This is a genomic window from Enterovirga sp. GCM10030262 (genome assembly GCF_042666435.1).
Classification (GTDB): Bacteria; Pseudomonadota; Alphaproteobacteria; order Sphingomonadales; family Sphingomonadaceae; genus Allosphingosinicella.
In genome coordinates this window covers 429685-449368 of record NZ_JBHTDC010000002.1, presented here as the reverse complement: position 1 = coordinate 449368, position 19684 = coordinate 429685, and the positions used below count along the sequence as shown (strand labels likewise).

The 19684-nt window shown below is 65.9% G+C and carries 18 protein-coding genes; 6 read left to right on the top strand and 12 right to left on the bottom strand.

Translation table 11 applies throughout. From position 1 onward, the window contains the following. The first annotated feature begins 35 nt into the window (after positions 1 to 35). The 3 genes from ACFQRC_RS11355 (at position 36) to ACFQRC_RS11345 (ending at position 3388) form a co-directional block, all read left to right on the top strand. The gene (locus ACFQRC_RS11355; RefSeq protein ID WP_379961268.1) at positions 36 to 932 is read left to right on the top strand and encodes a DUF5694 domain-containing protein; all 897 of its coding nucleotides are present in this window, start codon (positions 36 to 38) and stop codon (positions 930 to 932) included. A gap of 31 nt (positions 933 to 963) precedes the next feature. After that, positions 964 to 1869 carry a GNAT family N-acetyltransferase gene (locus ACFQRC_RS11350; RefSeq protein ID WP_379961266.1) on the top strand — a complete coding sequence of 302 codons (906 nt, stop codon included), beginning with the start codon at positions 964 to 966 and terminating at the stop codon, positions 1867 to 1869. A gap of 262 nt (positions 1870 to 2131) precedes the next feature. Continuing rightward, positions 2132 to 3388, top strand: a complete 1257-nt coding sequence (locus ACFQRC_RS11345; protein ID WP_379961264.1) for a calcium-binding protein — start codon at positions 2132 to 2134, stop codon at positions 3386 to 3388. Positions 3389 to 3437: 49 nt separating this feature from the next. Here the strand turns inward: ACFQRC_RS11345 and ACFQRC_RS11340 are convergent, their stop codons facing one another. Beyond that, the gene (locus tag ACFQRC_RS11340) at positions 3438 to 5849 is read right to left on the bottom strand and encodes a winged helix-turn-helix domain-containing protein (protein ID WP_379961262.1); all 2412 of its coding nucleotides are present in this window, start codon (positions 5847 to 5849) and stop codon (positions 3438 to 3440) included. Between the two features lie 107 nt (positions 5850 to 5956). Between ACFQRC_RS11340 and tgt the strand changes: the two genes are divergently transcribed. Next, positions 5957 to 7087 (top strand): tRNA guanosine(34) transglycosylase Tgt, encoded by a 1131-nt coding sequence (gene tgt, locus ACFQRC_RS11335; protein ID WP_379961260.1) that lies wholly within the window; start codon positions 5957 to 5959, stop codon positions 7085 to 7087. On the opposite strand, the gene ACFQRC_RS11330 is transcribed toward tgt, so the two are convergent. Next, the gene (locus ACFQRC_RS11330) at positions 7084 to 7653 is read right to left on the bottom strand and encodes a cysteine hydrolase family protein (protein ID WP_379961258.1); all 570 of its coding nucleotides are present in this window, start codon (positions 7651 to 7653) and stop codon (positions 7084 to 7086) included. The two genes, tgt and ACFQRC_RS11330, sit on opposite strands and share 4 nt — an antisense overlap. Positions 7654 to 7756: 103 nt before the next feature. Here ACFQRC_RS11330 and ACFQRC_RS11325 point away from each other — a divergent pair, with 103 nt between their 5' ends. Together ACFQRC_RS11325 and ACFQRC_RS11320 are read left to right on the top strand one after the other, a co-directional pair. Next, entirely contained in the window at positions 7757 to 8179 is a 423-nt protein-coding gene (locus ACFQRC_RS11325; RefSeq protein ID WP_379961256.1) for an Lrp/AsnC family transcriptional regulator, read from the top strand. An 8-nt stretch (positions 8180 to 8187) separates the two neighbouring features. Continuing rightward, positions 8188 to 8697, top strand: coding sequence for a GNAT family N-acetyltransferase (locus tag ACFQRC_RS11320; RefSeq protein ID WP_379961254.1), 510 nt, complete (start codon positions 8188 to 8190; stop codon positions 8695 to 8697). A gap of 57 nt (positions 8698 to 8754) precedes the next feature. Here ACFQRC_RS11320 and ACFQRC_RS11315 read toward each other — a convergent pair whose 3' ends face one another. The 10 genes from ACFQRC_RS11315 to ACFQRC_RS11270 form a co-directional block, all read right to left on the bottom strand. Then, entirely contained in the window at positions 8755 to 9843 is a 1089-nt protein-coding gene (locus ACFQRC_RS11315; protein WP_379961252.1) for an acyltransferase family protein, read from the bottom strand. Positions 9844 to 10032: 189 nt separating this feature from the next. Further along, complete coding sequence (locus ACFQRC_RS11310) at positions 10033 to 10884, bottom strand: sulfotransferase domain-containing protein (protein ID WP_379961250.1); 852 nt, start codon at positions 10882 to 10884, stop codon at positions 10033 to 10035. A 17-nt stretch (positions 10885 to 10901) separates the two neighbouring features. Beyond that, positions 10902 to 12191 carry an oligosaccharide flippase family protein gene (locus ACFQRC_RS11305; RefSeq protein ID WP_379961248.1) on the bottom strand — a complete coding sequence of 430 codons (1290 nt, stop codon included), beginning with the start codon at positions 12189 to 12191 and terminating at the stop codon, positions 10902 to 10904. After that, a complete protein-coding gene (locus ACFQRC_RS11300; RefSeq protein WP_379961246.1) occupies positions 12188 to 12907 on the bottom strand; it encodes a hypothetical protein in 720 nt (239 codons plus the stop codon). The genes ACFQRC_RS11305 and ACFQRC_RS11300 overlap by 4 nt, the downstream gene beginning before the upstream one ends. A 40-nt stretch (positions 12908 to 12947) precedes the next feature. Continuing rightward, entirely contained in the window at positions 12948 to 13757 is an 810-nt protein-coding gene (locus tag ACFQRC_RS11295; RefSeq protein ID WP_379961244.1) for a sulfotransferase family protein, read from the bottom strand. Next, on the bottom strand, positions 13754 to 14707 hold the full coding sequence (locus ACFQRC_RS11290; protein ID WP_379961242.1) for a glycosyltransferase family 4 protein: 954 nt from the start codon (positions 14705 to 14707) through the stop codon (positions 13754 to 13756). The genes ACFQRC_RS11295 and ACFQRC_RS11290 overlap by 4 nt, the downstream gene beginning before the upstream one ends. Before the next feature lie 143 nt (positions 14708 to 14850). Beyond that, complete coding sequence (locus ACFQRC_RS11285) at positions 14851 to 15906, bottom strand: polysaccharide pyruvyl transferase family protein (RefSeq protein ID WP_379961240.1); 1056 nt, start codon at positions 15904 to 15906, stop codon at positions 14851 to 14853. A gap of 77 nt (positions 15907 to 15983) precedes the next feature. Then, positions 15984 to 17198 (bottom strand): hypothetical protein, encoded by a 1215-nt coding sequence (locus tag ACFQRC_RS11280; RefSeq protein ID WP_379961238.1) that lies wholly within the window; start codon positions 17196 to 17198, stop codon positions 15984 to 15986. A gap of 46 nt (positions 17199 to 17244) precedes the next feature. Next, positions 17245 to 17979 (bottom strand): polysaccharide deacetylase family protein, encoded by a 735-nt coding sequence (locus tag ACFQRC_RS11275; RefSeq protein WP_379961236.1) that lies wholly within the window; start codon positions 17977 to 17979, stop codon positions 17245 to 17247. A gap of 253 nt (positions 17980 to 18232) precedes the next feature. Then, positions 18233 to 19675 (bottom strand): exopolysaccharide biosynthesis polyprenyl glycosylphosphotransferase, encoded by a 1443-nt coding sequence (locus tag ACFQRC_RS11270; RefSeq protein WP_379961234.1) that lies wholly within the window; start codon positions 19673 to 19675, stop codon positions 18233 to 18235. Between the last annotated feature and the right edge of the window lie 9 nt (positions 19676 to 19684).

Below are 19684 nucleotides of genomic sequence, written 5' to 3'. Positions count from 1 at the left end.
ATTCTGGCTCCGTCATTCGATAGGAGCTGCATCCCATGAAGCTAGTCGCCGCCGCTGCCGCCGCCGCCCTGATCGCCGGAGCTGGCACCGCGTCAGCGCGCCAGCCTTTCGGCATCCTCGGTGACCGCGCGCCGGACGCGCGCCCCGCCATGCTCGTCCTGGGTACGCCCCATTTCGACAATCCGGGCCGCGACATCGTCAACCAGAAGATCGAGGACGTGCTGACGCCGGGGCGACAGCGCGAGATCGAGGCGATCGTCGAGCGGCTTGCCGCCTTCCGGCCCACCCACGTCGCCGTCGAATGGAGGAGCAGCCGTCAGGAGAAGCTCGACCAGCGCTATGCCGACTATCGCGCCGGCCGCTACCAACTGAGCCGCGACGAGCGCGACCAGATCGGCCTCAGGCTCGCGGCCAGGCTCGGGCTCGACCGGGTCCATGCCGTCGACTGGAACGAGATGCCCCCCGGCGAGGAGGCGGATTATGACTTCCTCGCTTATGCCCAGCAAAATGGCCTGGCCGAGAGCTTCGACAAGGCGAGGGCGGCGAAGCAGGCTCAGGCGAACCGCGAAACCGGGCGGATGCGCTGCACCAATGTGGCGGCGTGGCTGCGCAATTTGAACACGCCGGAGGCGCGACGCGAAAGCCACCGAGCCTATTACGACATCGCCCTCGTCGGCGACGCGCAGACCAATCCGGGGGCGAACTGGGTCGGCAGCTGGTATGGGCGCAACCTCAAGATTTTCGCCAATCTGGTCCGGCTCGCGGACAGACCCGAGGACAGGGTCGTCGTCATCTATGGCGCGGGCCACGGGCCTCTGCTCGCCCAGTTCGCCGAGGAGTCGGGCGCCTTCGAGGTGGTTGATCCGCTCGCTAACCTCCCGGAAGCGGCGGCTCGGCCAGCTTGTCCGAACGGCGATGCCCAAGATAGTTGACATTGTCAACTATCTTGGGCATGATGGTGGCATGGAAGACGCCACCGTCGCGCTGCGCGCGTTCAACCGCTTCTATACCCGTTTCGTGGGAGCCCTCGACGCGCATTATCTGGAGAGCGACCTCTCGCTGGTCGAGGCGCGGCTGCTTTACGAGATCGCCCATCGCGAGGCGACGGTCGCCTCGGAACTGCGGGCCGAGCTCGGGCTCGATGCCGGCTACGTCAGCCGCCTCCTGCGGCGCTTCCAAGCGCGCGGCTGGATCGAGCGCGGGCGCGGCAAGGATGCCCGGCGGCGTCCCATCGGCCTTACCGCCGAAGGGCGGACGGCGTTCGACGCGTTGGACCGGCGCACCCGCGCGCAGGTCGAGCGACGCCTCCACCCGCTCGGCCCCACCGACCGCGAGACCTTGGTCGGAGCCCTCGGGGCCGTGCGTGCTTTGCTCGGCGGCGGCGCCGATCGCGACTGGAGCCTGAGGACCTTCCAGCCCGGAGACATGGGGATGATCGCCGCCCGCCAGTCGATCCTTTATGCCGAAGGCTGGGGCTGGGGCCGTCCGATGGAAATATTGCAGGGCGAGATCACCACCGCCTTCCTCCGCGATTTCAAGCCGGGCCGCGAGCAATGCTGGGTAGCGGAGCGCGCCGGCGCCATGGCGGGTTCGGTGCTGCTCGTCGATGGCGGCGACGGCGTTGCCAGGCTCCGCTTGCTCTATGTCGAACCGTGGGCGCGGGGCCTCGGCATCGGCCAGGCCCTGGTCGCCCAATGCATCGCCTTCGCCAGCGCCGCCGGCTATTCGAACATGAGCCTGTGGACGCACAAGGTTCTCCTCAGCGCCCGCCGCATCTATGCCGCAGCCGGGATGCGCGTCGTCCAGGAGGAGACGCACGAGGCGTTCGGCAAGCCCGAAGAAGGCGAGATTTGGGAGATGGCGCTTTGACGCGCCGGTGAGGCGAAGCTGCGCCGCCACTTGCAGCAGGCGGGATGGGGTTGAGCTTCGACCCCATGCTTCTCCATTCGCATCTTTATCGAGCGCGCACGGACTCCCCCGTCGGGTTACCCCCTCCGGCTCCGACGGGCAGCGTCGCCGTCGGCACAAAATCGGGCGTTCGTCCGGGCTTCGTCCGCGCTCCGTCCGGGCAGCGGCGCGGCGATGCGCGATCCTCCCTTGCCGCCATCATGGCGACAAAGGAGCAGGTATCATGGCGATCATTTTCGGAACATCAGGCGACGACTTCCCGCTGGTAGGAACGGCGGGCGATGACGAGATATACGGCCTCGAAGGCAATGACGGGCTCGGTGGCCAGGACGGCAACGACCTGCTCGACGGCGGCGACGGCAATGATTCGATGAACGGCGGCAACGGCAACGATATATTGCTCGGCGGTGCAGGCGACGATTTCATGCGCGGCGGCTTCGGCGACGACTATCACGATGGCGGCGAAGGCTTCGACCGCGTCTCCTTCTTCGACGGACTCGCCGGCGTCATGGTCGATCTTGGAATCCAGGGCGTGGCGCAGGACACCGGCCTCGGCATGGACACGCTCATGGATATCGAGCATGTCTCGGGCACGGCGTTCGACGACATCCTGACCGGCGACGGCAATGCCAACTGGTTGTGGGGATCGAGCGGCGGCGATGACGTGCTGAACGGTCGCGACGGCGACGATCTGCTGTCGGTCGGTGCGGGCGACCATCTGCTCGATGGCGGCGCCGGCGTGGACACGGCCTCGCTATCCGGCAATTTCGGCCAGGACATCAGCCCCGACGGAGTCACCGTGTCGCTGCTGCTGCAGGGCACCGCCCAGGATACCGAGCAGGGCCTGATGACCCTGACCGGCATCGAGAATCTGACCGGCTCGATCTATGCCGATTCGCTCACCGGCGACGGCGGCGGCAACGTCCTGGCCGGCGACGGGGGCAACGATCATCTCGGTGGCGGCGGCGGCAATGATGTGCTGCTCGGCGACGGTCATATCGGAATCGTCAGCGGCAACTCCGGGTCGATCGAGACGATCGACGACGTTGCTATCGCGTTCGGCGACCCGGGCGGCGACGATGTGCTCGCCGGCGGCAAGGGCGACGATCTGCTGAACGGCGGCACCGGCAGCGACCTGCTGTCGGGCGGCAGCGGCAGCGATCGCTTCGTGTTCGGCGAGGGCAGCGGCGCCGACGCGGTCCTCGATTTCGAGAAGAAGGATGTGGTCGCGATTCTTGACGTCGCGGGGATCGACGATTTCGGGGATCTTACGATCGTCGATGTCGGCCACAAGGACGTGCTGGTGAGCTGGGGCACGGGCGATTCCGTGCTGCTCAGCGGCATCAAAGCCAAGCAGCTCAGCGCCGACAATTTCGCGTTCGACGAGCCTTCGGCCACCATGTTCGCGATGTCCGCGGCGTTCGTCGCCGGGCGGGGCGGCGCCGAGATCTCTCTCGGCCACGACCTGCTCATGCTGTGAGCGGTCTCGGGCGCGGCGCCGGCGGCTCCGGCCCCGGCGCCGCCCCGCCTCATGCCGCCGGCCGCGCGATCTGCAACGCAACCTCGCGGCGCTCGCGGTCGAGGTGCGCGCGGAGCTCCGCGCGAAGGCGCTCGAACCGGGGCTGACCCCGCAGCGAGCGAAAAGCGGGCTCGTCGCCAATGTCGGGGAGGGAGGTGTCGCCCTCGTCCGGCTCGACATAGGCCCAGCCGCGCCGCCGGGCCTGTTCGAGCGCGGACAGCGCGGCGTCGTGATTCCCGCGCATCGTCCACACAGTCGCCGCTTCCGCGAGGAAGGTGGAGGGAGCCTGGCCGCCGCTGCGGGCCAGGCCCGCAGCGATGATCGCGTCGAAGCGGAGCAGGATCGCGTCGGCCTCCTCCGTTCGCCCGACGGCGCGGAGCGCCGCGGCGACGATCGGGCCATCGGTGAGGCGCGCGGAAAAGCCTCCGGAGCCTGGCGGTCGAGCGAGCCCGAGAAAACCATCTGGCCCGTCATAAAGCGCGACCACGTCGGCGGCGCGGCCCGCGTTGATCAGGAGCTTGGCGCCGATCGTGGCATAGGACCGGTCCTTGTCGAACGCGCTCCGGCCTCGCGTCCGCAGCTCGGCGAGGCTCGGCAGCCGGCCCTGCCGAATCGCAAAATGATGCTCGTATTCGGCCATCCGTTGGGGTCGCATCGCGGCAATGCCGGCGGCATCCCACCCCTCGCTCCATTCCGCGCGTGCTTCGTCGAACAGGCCGAGGCTGAAAAGGACGAACGCCCGCTCATAAGCAGCCCCCGTTCGTTTGCCCGCATCCCCCGTCGCCGCCGCCGCCGCCGCCAGTTCGGCCGCCTGTCCGGAAAAATCGCCTCTGGCCCCAGCCAGGGTCGCACGGTTTAAATGTGCCTGCTGGCGGCTGCCGTCGCGCTCGATGCGCCGGACATAGCGTATCGCCTCCTCGCGGTGCCCCATCTCCCAGGCTGACTCCACCAGCTGATATTGGGCGTAATGCCAAAGCGGGTCGATTTCGAAGGCGGTGCGATAGGCCTTCAACGACCTCGGGAAGTCCCGTTCGTTCGCAAAGACATGCCCGAGCCAGAACTGGAACTCGGCGTTACCTGGATCGAGCGCCGCGGCCCGCTTCACATGTCGCGCCCCTTGCCGATGATCGAAGCCGAGAAGCATCCCCATCACGCCGTGGGCCTCGGCGAGATCCGGAGCCAGCGAAAGCGCCCTGCGTGCCTGCCGGATCGCTTGCTCCCGCCCGCGCTCGGATTCCGGGCCCGGCGAGTTCGATTCGAACCTCGTGATCTGGGCGAGGCTCGACCAGGCGGGCGCGAAGGCGGGATCGAGCCGAAGGGCACGAACCAGCCTTTCCCGGGCCACCGCCATCGCGATCGGGTTGCGTTCCCGAATTCGCCCGCGCGCGCCGAGATACAGGCTGTAGACCGCGCCGCTGGTCGCGCGTCGAACCGCCGGCGCGGCCTCGACAAGCCTCCACCCGAGGGCGGCGGCGACATCGGCGCCGATCCGCTGCTGGATCGTGAAGACGTCGTCCAGCGTGCCGTCGAACGTCCCGGCCCAGAGCTGCATGCCGGTCGACGCCTGGACCAGGGCGACGTTGACCCGGACCCGCCCGTCCGCCGAGCGGACGCTGCCTTCGAGGACGTGGGTGACGCCGAGCTTGCGCACCACTTCGCCAAGGTCGGCCGTCTCGCCCTTGAACTGCTGGGAGGAGGTCCGCCCGGCGACGCGCAGCCCGGGCTGACGGGCGAGCTGCGCCATGATTTCCTCGCCGAGGCCTTCCGCGAAATAGGCGTCGCCGCCGTTGGTGAGGCTCCTGAACGGCAGAACCGCGACCGCCACGGCCGGCTCGCGCTCGCGTTGTTGCCACATGCCGGCCGCCAGGCCCACGACGGCGAGGAGCAGGAGGGCGCAGGGAAGGAGCCAGCGCGGCCGTTCGATACGTCCCCGCGCGCCGAGCGAGGGCGTTCCGGCCGGCGCTCGCTCGGACGGCGGGGCGGCGTCCGGCGCGGCGGCCGTGGGGGCGGGAACGGGGCCATGGCCGCCGGGCGCGAGGACCAGCCGATGACCGACCTTCGTTACCGTCTCGATTGTGAAGACGCCATCGGCGAGCGGCTGCACCGCGCGGCGCAGGCGGGCGATAGCGCGGTCGATCGCATCGTCGCTAACGGCACGGCCTTCCCAGCAGGAATCGAACAAGTCGTCCCGCGTCAGCACTCTTCCGGGCGAGCGGAGCAGCGCGACCATCACTTTCATGGCTCTTGGCTCAACCACGGCCTCGCGCCCGTCCGCGTGACTCACCAATCTTCGCGAGGGAAGGATGCGGACCGGGCCGATGTCGATGTCGGGACTGGAGGCCAGAATGATGCCGGCGCCCGTCACGTCCCTATCCGGCGGCTGCGGCGGCGCGGGACATGTCGGCGAAGTGCGAGACGCCATTCCTGCCCTCCGACCGCAGAATAACCCTTGCCATGAGGAAAGGCAACGATCGGCGCCGCCCCGTGCGCGGCCTTTTCACTGGTCGTCGATCGTGTAAAGGCGCGCCGATGCCGTCTCCTCGCTTCGCCTTCACCCTCTCCGGCACCGACGGCGCCGCCCGTGCCGGCACGATCTCGATGATCCGGGGCGACATCCGTACGCCTGCTTTCATGCCCGTCGGCACCGCCGCTACCGTCAAGGCGATGAAGCCGGCCGACGTGCGCGCTTCGGGCGCCGACATCATTCTCGGCAACACCTATCATCTGATGCTGCGCCCCGGCGCCGAACGGGTGGCGCGGCTGGACGGGCTCCACGCATTCATGGGCTGGGACCGACCGATCCTGACCGACAGCGGCGGCTATCAGGTGATGAGCCTGTCGGAGCTGCGCAAGATGAGCGAGGAGGGGGTGAGCTTCAAAAGCCATCTCGACGGATCGGCGCATATGCTGACTCCGGAGCGCTCGATGGAGATACAGCGGCTGCTCGGCTCCGACATCGTCATGGCCTTCGACGAATGCACCTCCTTTCCCGCCACACGCGAGGAGTCCTCGGCGTCGATGGAACGCTCGATGCGCTGGGCCATGCGCTCGCGCGAGGGCTTTGACGCCGGGGAGGGCCATGCCTCGGTCTCGGCCCTGTTCGGGATTCAGCAGGGCTCCATGGAGGCCGACCTGCGCAAAATCTCCGCCGACAAACTGATCGACATCGGCTTCGACGGCTATGCGGTGGGCGGGCTTGCCGTCGGCGAAGGGCAGGCGGAAATGCTGCGCGTGCTCGATTTTGCCGTCGCCATGCTTCCCGCCGATCGCCCGCGCTACCTGATGGGCGTCGGCAAGCCGGACGACATTGTCGGCGCGGTCGAGCGCGGCATCGACATGTTCGACTGCGTCCTTCCCACCCGCTCCGGCCGCACGGGGCAGGCTTTCACCCGCAATGGGCCGATCAACATCAAGAACGCCCGGTTCGCCGAAGACCAGGAACCGCTCGATCCCGCTTGCGGCTGCCCCGTCTGCGCCGGCTGGAGCCGCGCCTATATCCATCATCTCGTCCGCTCGGGCGAAATATTGGGCGCGATGCTGATGACCGAGCACAATCTCGCTTTCTACCAGGCGCTGATGGCGGACCTGCGCGCCGCCATCGGCGAGGGCCGGCTGAAGGCCTTCGCCGACGGCTTCCGGGCGCGTTACCTCCGCGATTAGGCGGCGACGCGGAGCCCGATCAGGTCGGCCGTCTCGATCACGTCGCAAAATTCATAGGCGAGGGTGGCGACATGGGCGTCGTGCACCATCCGGCCCGGGATCGTGCTGCCTCTGCCATCGGGCAGGTCGAAGCAATCGGAGGCGTCGGCCACCAGCACCATCTTCCAGCCGAGATTGGTGCCTGTGCGGATCGTCGTCGAAACGCACATGTCGGTCGACATTCCGAACGCGACCACGGTGTCCACGCCCATCCGGCGCAGCCTGAGATCGAGATCCGTGCCGATAAAGGCCGAATTGACGCTCTTGGTCAGCAGGGGCTCGCCGGCGCGCGGCTCGAAGCCGGGGCGGAGGTCGTTGCCGGGCTGGCCGGGCGCGAACGGCGACCCCGGCTCCGCCGAATCGTGGCGGACATGGATGATCGGCCGTCCCGACGCGCGCCAGTGCGCCAGCACGGCCAGCGCGTTGGCCTCGAAATCCGAATTCCACCTTTTCGGCCAGTGTGGGTCGTCGAAACCCTTCTGGATGTCGATCGGCAGCAGGACGGCGCGGCTAAGGTCGAGTGTCATTTCGGTCTCCTTGTCTTGAGGCCTCTTGCCCCTTCCTTCCGCCGGTTTCATTGGGCAAGACGTCGGCGGGGCCGGCATTATGCCGGTGGGGGAGCGTATCGGGATGGACGAGAAGGACAGGCTGTTGCTGACCCTCCTGAAGCGGGACGCGCGCCGCCCGGTGGTGGCGCTGGCGCGGGATCTCGGCCTGTCCCGCAGCGCCACCCAGGATCGGCTCGCCAGGCTCCAGGCGTCGGGCGCCATCGCCGGCTTCACCCTGGCCGAGGGCGGCGCCGCGGCGGCGCGCGAGACGGCCTGGCTGATGGTCCGCTTCGAAGCCGGGAAGCGTTGCGCCGAGGTCGTGCCGAAGCTCAAGTGCATCCCCGCCGTCGCCTCAATCCATTCGGTCAGCGGCGTCCTCGATCTCATCCTGCGCGTCGAGGGAGAGAGTGTCGCGGCCCTCGAGGCCGTCCGTTCCGCCGTCGCCGCCGTTCCCGGCGTGGCGGACGTCTCCACCCACATCGTGCTGGAACGCCATCTCGGCTGAGGAAGAAGATGAAAATTGAACTCTATGTCGATCGGCAAGCGGCCGACCGGGCCGGCGCCGCTGCTATTACGGCCCTTACCGAGGCGGCGACGCGGGCTACTTTCTACCGCGAAGACCTCACCGGGGAGCAGATCGCGTCCAACCGGCGGATCGTCGCCATCAGCGCCGCGACCTGCCTTGCCGCGGCCTCGAACGACCATCAGCGATTCGCCGCTACCTTCGTCGGCGATGTGTTCGCCGGTTACGTCATCGCCACGGTCCACGCTCCCGACAGCCTCGAGCTCGACTGGATGATGGTCCATCCCGACTTCCACGGCACATCGGTCGCGGGCGCGCTGATGGAGGCTGGAATCGGCTGGCTTGGCGAGGACAGGCCGCTATGGCTCAACGTCATCCGCCACAATGAAAGGGCGATCCGCTTCTACCGCAAGTTCGGATTCGAGATCGATCCCGTCACGGTGACGGATCATGTCATTCCGCATGCCATCATGCGGCGGGCGCCGGGCGCGCAACATTGAGTCTAAGCGATAGCGAACTTTAGATTCAGGACACTAGCCGATCGTTTCGTCCGCCTGTCAATTCTCCGCCGCCGCTGAATCTCGCGATTTCCGCGTGTTACGCCTCCAATGAAGCGTATCGCGCCACTCGTTCCAGGTCCTTGGGATGATCAGTCGCTGAAGAATGGGGATCCCGGCGATCACGAAAGCCAGCAACGTGCTGCCGGCGACGACGACGCCGTAGACGACCAGGCCCGCCGCGAGCGACGGCGGAACATCCGCGGCGCGCATGACCCGCGTCAGAGCCACGAAAAATATCTGGTGCGACAGAAATATCAGCAGCGAATGATTGCCGAAGAAGGCGAAGACCTTGGCTCCGGCGCCAGTTCTGAACAGCAGGATCAGGAACGCGCAATTGACGATCGGAATTGCGGCGTGGAGCAGTAGCTCGACGGGTTGAGCGACGCTGTATACCTGGAGCGAGGCTAGAATGAGCGTGCTTCCGCTGATGATCGCCATGGCGTTCAGAATCGCGGCGGTTGCCGCCACTCCCGCCAGCGTGGTGCCGGGCTGCTTCTGATAAGCCTGGTCGAGCCATCGCCACAGGGCGACGAACGCGAGACAGGGCAGCACGAGATACAGCGCGATCGGGAGGGCGAAGGGCGTCCAGCGCAGGACCTCCTCCGGGGTGAGGCCGGCGAGGAGGAACGAGGCTAGCGCCGTCAAGGCGACAAGTGCCCGCGGAACCCTCGCGTCGATCGCCCATCGGCCGGCATATCGCAGCAAGGTCAAACCGGCGAGTGCCGGCAGAAACCAGAAGTATCTCGCGCCAGAAGCGCTCTCCGTCCAATAGGCCGACCCGATCAGATACCCGTTGACGAACGCCGTGAGGCGCTGGGGCCATGTTTGAAGGCCCCCTACCGCGAGAGCCAGTATCGTCGTGAGCAGAAAGAAAACCAGAAACGGGACATAATAGCGGGTTAGCCTGTCCAGCAGCGACCGCCAGTCGTATCGACGCACAGGGAGCATGAATGCGACCAGGAAGAAGGCGTATACGTGCCAATTGTATAAAAATTGTCGGAGGCCATCCACATTCCTGAGAATGATCGTGTTGTGCCCCAATATGATGAGAAGGATCAGGGCTCCCTTGGTGGCGTCCACCGCCATGTCTCTCTGCGCCGACATCCGCTCTTTCTCGCTCGGTTCCGAGATGCCTGTCTACCTGAATGGCCGGCGTGCGGTCCAGCATGGCGAGGAGGCAACGGCTCGCCGGGTGATCCGGCCGCGGCAGGTCGTGATGCATCCGCGCGAAGGGCTCTCGCGCCTGCCGCGCTCGCGTGCATGACTCATCATACCCTAGGAAAGCGGATATCCCATCAGTGCGAGGGAAGGCGTGAGACGTTCGGTCGCCATTTCCAGGATATCGTCCGGAAGCTTGCCTCGCCAGCTGTCGGCGCGCCCATCCCGGAGGGTGGGCGTAGCCTTGGCGGCCGTGACGGCATATTCCTCCACATGCTCGGTCGGAAGGCCCGTGTGATCGCAGATCCGCCGAAACGTTTCGCGCTTCGCCTCGACGGTGCCGCCGCCGCGCTCGCCGACCAGATCCTCGAACCGGACGCAGAGCACCGACGCCGACTGGAGCCAGGGGAGAAACCCGTCCACCGTGTCGACGAACGAGCGGATATAGGGATCACCGTCTCTTCCCTCCATCAACACCCGATATCGCTCCTTGTCGCTCGCGAGGACGTTGGTGAAGAAATCATGCAGGAAGTGCCGTTTGAGCCCCTTGATATAATGGAGTCTCGAAACGAGTATCGCGCGGGGATCGCGCAGCATGACGATCGTCTTCACGTTCTTTTCGTGAAGCACTGCCTCCAGCGCGCCCGACCACATGAGATGCGCGGTGAAGAACTGCCCTGGCCTGACCGTCTCGATCTGACTCGCCACGCGCCCCGCGTCGATGAGGAATTTCTCGGCGCGACGGCCGTCCGAGGCGACGTTGACCCGATGCGCTTCGATGTGCAGCCTGGAATTTTGCAGCTGTGGGAATTTCTCGAGTTCCGCGGTCAGCAAATGTGTCCCGGCCTTGGGGATGCTGTTGACGAAGATGCGGGGGCCGGAGCGCCAGAACTGGGCGCGGGCATATCCACGATAAGCGGTCAGCAGGCTTTGGCGGAGAAGGGCGTTCTGGACGAAGTTCTTGGACATTTTTACCGACTATCGCCTCAGGCCTGTCGTGGAAGGGAAAGCAAGGGCCGGCTCAGCAGGATCTGACCGATCATCAGGAAGAGCGCGGAAACGAGCGTCGCATAGGCGGCTCCCAAGGCGCCGTAAGCCGGGATCAGCAGGAAGCAGAGCAGGATGTTGGCGCCGAGCGCGCCGAAGTTCCACGCGCCGAATGCGCGCTCGCGCCCGCCCATCATCAGGACCGCCGAATAAGGGATCGCGATGGTCCCGGCGAGTTGAGCCACCGTCAGCACGGCGAGCGTCGGCGCCGCCTCGCGGAACTCGGGTCCGAACACGCCGCCCATGACCAATTCGGGAACGAGCAGGATCGCGGCGGCGGCGGGCACGGTCGTCACGCAGGCGAAGAGGAGCGACCACTTCAATATCCGCCGCACGCCCTTGATGTTCCGGTTCGTGAAGGCCTGGCTGAACAAAGGGGTGAAGACCGACATCAGCACGACCTGAGGGAAGCTCAGCAGATAAGTGACCCGGAAGGCGGCGCCGTAAAGCCCGACCTCGTGCAAGTCGGAAAGCGGCGCCAGCATCAGGATATCGATCTTGTGCATGAGCAGCTTCGCCGATTGTCCGATGATCATCGGCAGGGCCATGGCCGCCCATACGCGCAACTCGTAGGAGGGCCGCACGCTCGCCAGCTCCCGCGGCAGGCCGCGCCGGAACAGGATGGTCGTGATCACGATGCCGATGCCGGTGGCGCAGGCATATTGGACGATGGCGGCCTCCACCGTGACCGCTCCCCACAGCAGGATGATGATCACGAGCACGATCGCGCCGAAACCCTGATCGAACATCAGGCCGATAGCGGCACGGCCCATCGCCGCCAGTTGCTGGCGCCTCAGCAAGGTGAGGGCGAGGGGAACGGTCAGCAGCGCCGCCAGCTTGAACCCGTTCTCGAGTTCGGAAAGCGCGGTGCCGAGCCCGTAGAGGAACGCCGCCACCACCAGCGAGGAAATGATAACGACCGCATCGCCCGCATTGCGCAGGCCTTTGAGGCGGGACCAGTTCCGGTCCTTCAGGAGACCGGGCATCAGCCTGTTCATCAGGATCGGCCAGCCGAGGCTCGACATCTGGCCCGCGAGCATGGCTATGCCGGTGGCAAACGTGAACGTGCCGTAGCTCGTCGGGCCGAGCTGCCGCGCGAGCAGCACCGCCAGGACCAGATGCCCCAGACGCGCCGCCACGGCGGCGGCGAACGACCATAAAACCGCCCGACCCGATCCGGAACGGAATCTGGCCTTCAACTGGGCCGCCAACGGGGCGATGGCGTTCACGGCCGCGCCATCAGCCTTTCATACTGGCCGCGCGCCGTGGCCTTCAGTCCGTCCAGGGAAGGGTGGTCAAAGGCCGCGACGAGCTGCTTGCGCCGCTTCTCCTTTTCCGGCGTCGGCGTCGTCGTCTTGAGAGGGTTGGCGGTCAGGAGATGGGGATAGAGCTCGATCCGTTTGGCGCGATTTTCCGCGATCTGGTCGATCACCGTCTTCGCGAACGCCTCGTCGTGATGAATGGGTGCGAAATTGGTCCCGAAGCGGGCGTTGAGACGTTCGATGGAGCGCCCGAAATCGGTCGTCACCTCCTCGAACGGCGCGACAACGAAGCTGTCGGCGATCGGCAGCAGCGGGCGATGGAAGGCGATGTAGCGAAGCAGCGCTTCCTCCGCCGACATCGCGCCGTCGAAAATCATCAGAGACAAAGCGGCGTCCAGCGGATTTCGCAGCACCAGCATGGCGGGGATTTGGTAGCGCCGAGCCAATAGGAACTGCGCCGGGCTGTGATTGTGGTTCCCGAACTTGATGCCGGGTTCCTGGCTCTCCAGGAACGCATAGGTCGCGAAGGTGTTGGCCGAACGCGGATAACCCTCGATGACGGCGGCGTCGCCCGGCCTGACGACCCGGCGCTTCCAATAGGGCCGTTCGTGGCGCGTCCAGAACGTCCGGAAGAGGAGGGGGTTGTTTCGGATTCTCAGCTTGAGCTCGAGGAGCGGTTTCATCGATATGTTTCCGGCGACGGAGGAAAAAGTTCGGCGGCGATCATTTCGAAGGGATCGGCGCGGCGGCGCGGAGCTCGGCCCGGATATATTCCCGGGTCGATGGGTCAATCTCGATGGCCTCCGTTCGAGGCGCCGGCAGGAGCGCCCGTCGGACCTTTTCGCGCATCTCTCTCGGGAACAGCCGCTTCAGGCCCAGCTGGTAGAAGCGGGAATGGATGAACGAGCGCAATAGTGGGTTGCCGATCGCCTTGGCTTCCTTCCGGCTGTTCGACACCGCATTGACATCTATGGCGGCGAGACGGTCGGGGTCGGCGCCGATGAAGCGCAGGACGCTGCGCAGGGTCGGCACGCGGTCGGTCGAATAGGTCTCCAGCTCCAGCTGGAGGACATTGTCGGCGCCGAACGCCTCGATCCAGGGCTCTATCTGCCAATCATATCGGCTGTAATCGATCAGGCGCGGGTGGAGCCGAACGGCGATATGGAAGGCCTCGTGGAGCGTCCCGTGCTGCCTCTCATGCTCGTACTGGCTCCGGATCCGCTCGACTGGATCACGACGGATGTAGATGATCTTGAGACCATTCCCGCAAAGCGCTCGCGCCTTTTCGGCCACTCCTTCATTGTTCGGTCGCTTGGTATACGCCGTCGACGCTTCGCCCTTGAGCTGACCGGGCCGCGCCGGGCGAAAGAGCCTGGCATAATAGGCCCGCATCTCGTCCAGGCGCTCAAGCGTCGTGAGGACCTCCGGCTCCTTCAGCACTGGAAGGAAAATGTCCGGATGCTCGGAAAGGTCGTGATAGAGCGTCGTCGTTCCGGCCTTCATCGCGCCCACGATCAGGAAGTCGGGAGTCATCCGGCACCCCGCCCGTCAGTGTTCATGGCTCCATCCCCCCGGAATCCCGCGACCAGCGCCTCGCATTCGCCTTCATGCTCAGCCAGGAGCGCCTCATAGCGCAAGCGGGCCCGTGCGGACGCGCCGGCCGGATCTTGCAGATAATCTCCAATGTAGCCGAGCAACGCCTGGGCGAAATCGGCCATTGGATCCACGGCAAGGCCGCCGTCGCGGCCAATGTCTCTTGGGATGCAGCAATGGCCCGTGGCCACCACCGGCTTTCCGCAAGACATGGCTTCCAGATTGACAATCCCCTGCGTCTCCATCTCGCTGGGGAAAACGAAGATATCGAAGCTGTCGAAGAAGCGCTGCTTGGCCTCGCCATAGACGGGGCCAAGATAGGTGAACGCCTCGCCAAACTCCCGCTCCGCGCTTGCTATCGCCTCGCTCGCGAAGGAATCCGAACAAGGACCCGCCACCACCAGCGTCACCTCCCGGCCGGCCGCTCGGATGGCGCGAAACGCGGCGATGGTCGTTCCAATGCCCTTGGCCTTGGTAAGGTTGCTCATGTGGCCGAGACGAACGGGCTGTTCATCCGCGCGCGCGGACGGACGCAAGACGTTATCGACGACGCCGACATTGCTGTAGCCCTGGATATGTCTGACGCTCGAATAACGGTCCCGCAAATCCGCGCCGATGCCGAGGCAGGGGGCGAGATGCAGGGCTTGCGGGCCAGCGGCCTTGCCGAGCAGGCTCATGATCGAGTGATGCTCCGCGATATAGTGATAAGCGTGATGGTGCAGCGTCAGCGTCTTGCCGCTTATCCGCCCGGCCAGGCAAAGGAGAACGGTCAATGCCATGCCGCGATTGGCGTTGACCGACAGGTAGAGGTGCGGCGCCGGCGAACGCAGGATCGTTCTTATGGCGCGCAGCTGGATCGACGCCCGGCGAGACCTGGCTGCGCCCGACATGCGGCCTTCGCCCGTGTCGATCGCCTCGACACGAAGTCCGCGGCTCACGAGCATGTCGAGTATGTCCTTCGTCGCCGCCGCCTGCCCGTGGACCGGCGGCGGCAGCGGCCCGATGAACAACAAATCGGGTATCGTCCGGCTCGTCATCGGGAATCTGCTCTCAAATTAGCGAAAATCCCGCGCGCCTGATCCGACATGCGCTCCCTTTTCGAAGCGTCCACGAGCGGTCCCGATCGGTCGAGACCCAGAGCCGCGCGGAATTCAGCATCCGGAAGAGAGGCGAGGTCCTCCATCCGCCACTGCCCGACACCGAGGCGGCGGGCGATATCCGCGACCTTGCGGCTTCCCTCCAGAGGTACGCAAAAGGCGTCGGCGCACGCGCCCAGAATGATCGGGTGCATGCGAACGCTGATGATCGTTCGGACCTGCCGGTAAAAGGATATGCATTCAGCCGTTGTCCGAAGCGTCCGAACAGTCACCCGTGGGATGTTCAGATCGGTGGCCAGGCCCTGGGCGAAGCCGAGGTCGAAATCGGAGCGTACATCGTGCGCGGCCACCACGATTTCATGGGCCGGATCGGCAAGAAGATGCACGCGTCGCAGGAGGAGCAAGGCTTGCTCACGATCGGTCAGCGTCATCCGCGGAGTGTGATGCACCGCCAGGGCGATGACCGGGCGCTCCGCTGCCGGCGCCGCGCCGCCAAGCTCGTCGCGGAGGCTGAACACCAGATCGGCAAGGCTTTCGCTCTTTGACGCGGCCGAAGGGGTGATCGCGATTATATCGGCGAGAGAAGCCTCGTCTCTGGTTACGATGCGGTGTGCCAGGCGGAACAGCTTGTCGTAGCATGCGCGAACCGCCGCCGAGCGGAGGTTCGCGCTGCTCACGCCTCCGATCATCACGCGTCCCCCCATGGCCCGGGCGACCAGAGCCAGGCCGGCCTTGAGCAGCGGATTCTGGACTCCCGCGGCGCCATCGATCAACTGGCCTCCGCCAATGAAAAGATCGCGCCCGGCCACTGCCGCAATCGCGCGGCCGACACGCGTCCAGGAGACAAATCCAAGGTCGAGCGCATCATAATCCTGGCGGAGCACCTCGGCCGGCGGAACGCGGCTGCCGACGACGTTGATGCGTCCACCGTAGCCGGCCTCCCGTGCGAGCAGCACCGCCGCTCGCAGGATCATCTCGTCCCCGACATTCACCCCGCCATAGGCGCCGAGGAGGGCAAGCCGCCGTTTGGGCCTGTCGTTTGCATACCCCCGTCGCACGCCGCTGCCCCTCAACCGATTGGCACGCAGTTTTCGGTGCCGGCGAAGCAGAGCCTGACCCCGTCGAGGGATGTTTCCGGAGGCAGGACATCCCCGGCGGCACGAAGTTCGTTCGGTCCCTTGTAGAGGAAGCGCGGCCGATCGTCATCGCGCGGCACGACCAGCGTGATGTTCTCCAGACGGTTGCCGACCGATGGGTCGAAGCGGATCTTGTCCCTTCCGACATAGGCTTCGCCAAGGTTCAGCCGCACGTTCCTCACCACGTTGTCGCGGGCATATTCCCCGAATCGGATCGCCGGTCGCACCTCGTGGTCAGAGGATGGCAGGAAGGTCGCCTCGACATCCTCGACCACATTATCCTTCGCGTACATCACGACCTCGATCCCGCGCTCCCTGAAGGTGCCGGTGATGCCTTGATAGCGGGTGTGGCGCATGCCCTGGACCATGAGGAGTCGCCGGGAGTTGCCGATATGCAGATCGGTAAAGGTGCAGCGGTAGCAGCCGCTCGAGAGGAGGGCCTGTCCGTCGAAGCCGGATTCCAGCTGGAGATTGCGCAGGCCGGCGTCGCGGATCGGATGATTGGGCTCCCCGGTACCTGGGGCCGGTTCGGCCCGGCTTCCGTCGCTCCAGTGCAGCAGAAGCTCATAGTCTGGCGGCACCTCGATCGGATCGGCCACGCGGATGCTGCAGCCGTCGACGCCGGTCACGACGGTGAACTCGCCATGGACAGGCTTCGGGCGCTCCATGCGGCCGGGAATCGTCTCTTCGGACGACAGCCACACCACCTTGCCCGGTAGCTTCGCCACTTCGCTTTCGGAGCAGCGTTCCAGCGCGACCTCCTGGGCGGACACGCGCCGCACCGGCCGGCCCGGATAGCCTTGGCCGGTTTCATCCGCGAAGCTGCCCGGCGTCAGGTTCCCGGCGAACAGGGTCGTGCCCCACCAGGAGCCGCGGTCGTTGAGCGCCTTGCTCGACAGAATCGTCCTCTCGCCGCGCCCGGCGATCTCCACGCCCGAGCGCAGGTAGAGCGGGCTGGCAAGATCGTAGGTTCCATTCTCCAGCTGCAGCGTGCCGCCGCCGCTCGCGCTGATCCGGTCGATCTCGGCCTGAAGCCCGGCGCGATCGTCTTTGCCGTCATCGGCGATGTAAACCGGTGCCTGCGCGCAGGACACGGCCGGAAGTCCAGCCGCGATCAGCAGGAGCCAGAAAAGGGTCGGTCTGGACATGGGTAGGCGCTCCATCCTGGCCGGACGGATTGGCTCCGAACCGGCCTTATTCACGGCATCCACCGGCCCACAACAGGTTTTCCCAGAGCGGCCAGTGGAACTCCACTTGGTGGCGCGGAACCTTCATCAATGAGGTTGAACCGGGGGTGACTCGGCCTCGTACCGCACTGAACGTGATATCGAAGCCGGCCTCCTCGATGGCGGCGAGCGCCTTGGCGTCGATGTCTCCCATCTTGCCATAAGGCCAGGCAAACGAACGGCAGGGCGTGCCGATTTCCGCCTCAATCCGCGCCTTCGCCGCTACGATCTCGTCCCTGAGTCGCGCGTCGTCCCCGGAGATCGCCGACAGCCGAGCGTGACTCCGCGTGTGGCATCCGACCTCGGCGCCGGCCGCGCCGCATGCGCGCAACTGGTCCCAGGTCAGCGTCCGCACCGGCAGCGCGTAGAGCAACTGGGTCTCGTTATAGCCCTCCATCTGCTCGATCGACGCGCCGATGAGGTCGGTGCTGACGAAGAGGGTATAAGGCACCTTCTCGCTGGCGAAGACATCGCCGCCGGTTTCCACCACGTTGGCGAAGCCATCGTCGAAGGACAAATGATAGTAGCGGCCGCGCACCGGTTGCTTCGATGCCATCATCTCGACGAGGGTCGGCGTGTCGATGAAATCCGCCTGGGCCTTGAGCGTGCGGATGAAGGTCCGCAAATGGTCCTTGGCCTCCGGGAAGATCGCGTGGCTGTAGATGCAGCGGATGAAGTCGGCCTGGGACGGCTTGCTGGTCATTCGCGTGAAGGACAAGACCTGCCGACGGGCGAATGCTCGCGTCCGGCCGCGTAATCCCAAAGGCGGCGTCCACGCCTCTTGCGCGGATTCTGCGAAGCGCATCGTCATTTCCCCGATTCATCCTTCGGCAGCGCGCCGGAACGAGGCTGGCGCCCCTTTCTCCCGCTCGGGCGCCCGATCTAGAGAGGCCCTTTGTGCAGAGCAACAAAAAATAGCACGAAAGAGGGCGGCGCGACGAGACGAAAACCCGTTGTTAGAACGCGTTGCGATGCGCCATAACTCGCAAGGTCCGGGCGATGATCGCAACGTCGCGTCCAAGGCTCCATCCCGAAAGATATTCAAGGTCTGCCTGGAGACGATTGGTGAGATCGGAGCGGGTGGACGTCGCCCCGCGATAGCCGCGGATCTGTGCCAGCCCCGTCATGCCGGGCTTGATCGCGTGCCGCTCCCAATAGCGCGGGTCGATGTGCCAGAAGAGCTGGTCCTCGGCGGTCGACGCCAAGGCGTGCGGCCGGGGGCCGACGATGCTCATCGTGCCGGTGAGGACATTGATGAGCTGCGGCAGCTCGTCGATGCTGGTCTTGCGAATGAAGCGCCCTACGTGGGTAATGCGATCGTCATCCCGGCTGGCCGACCGCGTGCCGGCGTGGTCGGCGCTCTCGACCCGCATGCTGCGGAACTTGAGGACGTGGAAGATGCGGTTGCCGCGACCGACCCTTGGCTGCCGGAAGAAGGAAGGACCCCGCGACTCCAGCTTGATAACGGCCGCGACCGCCACCATCACCGGGAGCAGCAGCAGAAAAGCGGGGAGGGCGATGGCGAGGTCCAGGGCACGTTTGGCGATCCGGTCGCGAAGGCCCAGCGGACCGCAACCGACCAGCACCGTGGAGCGGCCGCCGAAGCGGCGCAGGTCCAGTGCGCCAAGGCCATCGAGCTCCGGCGCCAGCACCTCGACATCGACGTCCGTGCCCTTGAGCATGGCCGCCCATGAGGCCCGCCGTTCCGGGGAACAGGCGACGAGGACGCGGTCGCAATTCTTCAGCAATCGCCCCATGCGGTCGAGCAATTCGGGATCGTCCGTTCGCGGTGAAATTCCGGCCTGATCGGCGAAAAGCACGATCTCGCCCTGCTTGGGGAAGGCGGAAACTCCGTCGATCAGGAGCACGTCATTGGTGAACCGCCAGCCGAAATGCTTTCCGATCACTTGACCGAAGCCCCAGCGGCCGAAGCCCACGAACAGGATGGAGGCCACGCCGCCCACGCCGAACATCATGCGCGAGAAGCTCGCGCTCGCCTTGAGATAGAAGAAGATGCCGATCACCACCGCGAGGGCGATGAGCAGGGCCTGGACCGCGCGCCGTGCGCCCGTGCGCGGAGATCGCAGCACCTCGATCGAATAAGCGCGGCTGTTCGCGGCCATCGCGATGAACATCGGCAGCACGATCGCGAGCAGGTCCCACCCGCGGCCGTGCAGGAGATCGCCCAACCGCGCGTAATTGGCCAGCATGAAGCCGAGGACGACGCTGACCGCATCGATGGTGACGAGGGAGGCATAGAGCCTCAGCCGCAGGAGCTCCTTTGACGACCCGACATCGCAAATACCTGCGTGCATCCCGCCATGGCCGGCGTCCGCCGCCGGGGCGCTGACGAGCGGCTCCTCCCGAAGTCCGTCGATCAAGAATGTTGAGCTGGCCACCGCCCTCTC